Source organism: Lachnoanaerobaculum sp. (assembly GCF_057250505.1).
Window position 1 is genome coordinate 1 of the sequence record NZ_DBHIEQ010000070.1, and the last position, 1,188, is coordinate 1,188.

The following is a 1,188-nucleotide window of genomic DNA, read 5'->3' on the forward strand; positions in this document are numbered from 1 at the left end:
TCAGGATTTTTCCAAGTCTCTATCTCATAAAAGGAATCCGCTCCCATGATAAAGTAAAAATCATCACCTGCAAATCTTCCTTCAAGTTTTTCAAGTGTATTAAAGGTATATGAATTTCCTTCCAAAGTATTCTCAAAATCCGAGCAATAAAACCCCTTATGGTCTTTTATTGCAAGTTCAATCATATACTTTCGTACTGAAAAATCACTCACAATCTTATTAAGCTTATGTGGAGGAGTCTTTGCAGGCATAAACCATATCTCATCAAGCTTACATTTTTCTTTAGCTTCCTTAGCCAGCATCAAATGCCCTAAATGTATAGGGTCAAACGTACCGCCAAGAATACCTACCCTTTTCATACTACTTAGGAAGAATTATTTTTCTGTTCTTCGGTTCATCGGCCTGCTTATATAATACTATCTTCTTACCGATAACCTGAACCACTTCACTTCTTGTAAGAGATGCAATCTCATTTGCAATAATCTTAGGATCGTCGGCACAATTTTTCAATACCGATATCTTTATCAACTCTCTCGGCTCCATCGCCTCCGTAACAGCCGCTACATTTTCATCTGTCAAAGATGCCTTACCGATTTGCATTATCGGATCAAGCGTCATAGCCAGCCCCTTTAAATATGCTCTTTGTCTACTGTTCATTTCTCTCCTAATTATTTATAATAATCAAATTCATGGCCGTACATACGAACGGTATTTCCGTCTTCTATTCCGGCTTCTTCAAGCTTTTCAAGCACTCCGGATGTCTTAAGGAACTTTTGGAAGAAATCAAATCCCTTCTCGGAATCAAGATTTGTATATCCAAGCATTTTCTCAATTCTTGGGCCTTCTACCACAAATACTCCGTCCTCATCTATCTCCACTGTAAACGGAAGATTCTTATCACTTGAATAATCTATTTCAAATTCTTTTTCAAAGACTGTAGGAGTCCTGTCGATAGTTGAAAGGATATTTACAAGCTCATATAAAAGCTCAGGTATACCCTTTCCGCTGACACCTGATATAGGGAATACCTTAATATCCGGAAAAGCCTCTCTTATTCTCTTTATATTATCGTTTTCTTCGTCATAGATTGCATCTATCTTGTTTGCAGCTATCACCTGCGGCCTGTCAAGCAAACTCTCGTCATAACCCTTAAGCTCGTTCATGATGGTTTTTATATCCTCTACAGGA

The 1,188-nt window shown here is 37.8% G+C and carries 3 protein-coding genes; all 3 read right to left on the reverse strand.

Going from position 1 to position 1,188, the window contains the following annotated elements; translation table 11 throughout:
* A partial coding sequence (locus ACO6FI_RS13270; protein WP_485457735.1) for a nicotinate-nicotinamide nucleotide adenylyltransferase occupies positions 1-359 on the reverse strand: 359 nt, incomplete at its 3' end.
* Between the two features lies 1 nt (position 360).
* Positions 361-657: a ribosome assembly RNA-binding protein YhbY gene (gene yhbY, locus ACO6FI_RS13275; RefSeq protein ID WP_485457736.1), complete on the reverse strand. Its 297-nt coding sequence runs from the start codon at positions 655-657 to the stop codon at positions 361-363.
* Between the two features lie 11 nt (positions 658-668).
* Positions 669-1,188 (reverse strand): Obg family GTPase CgtA (gene cgtA, locus ACO6FI_RS13280; RefSeq protein ID WP_485457737.1); only part of this gene is annotated, 520 nt, incomplete at its 5' end.

Coding starts and splice junctions, on each gene's coding strand:
- yhbY (WP_485457736.1), bottom strand. CDS start 657: ATGAACAGTAGACAAAGAGCATATTTAAAGGGGCTGGCTATGACGCTT.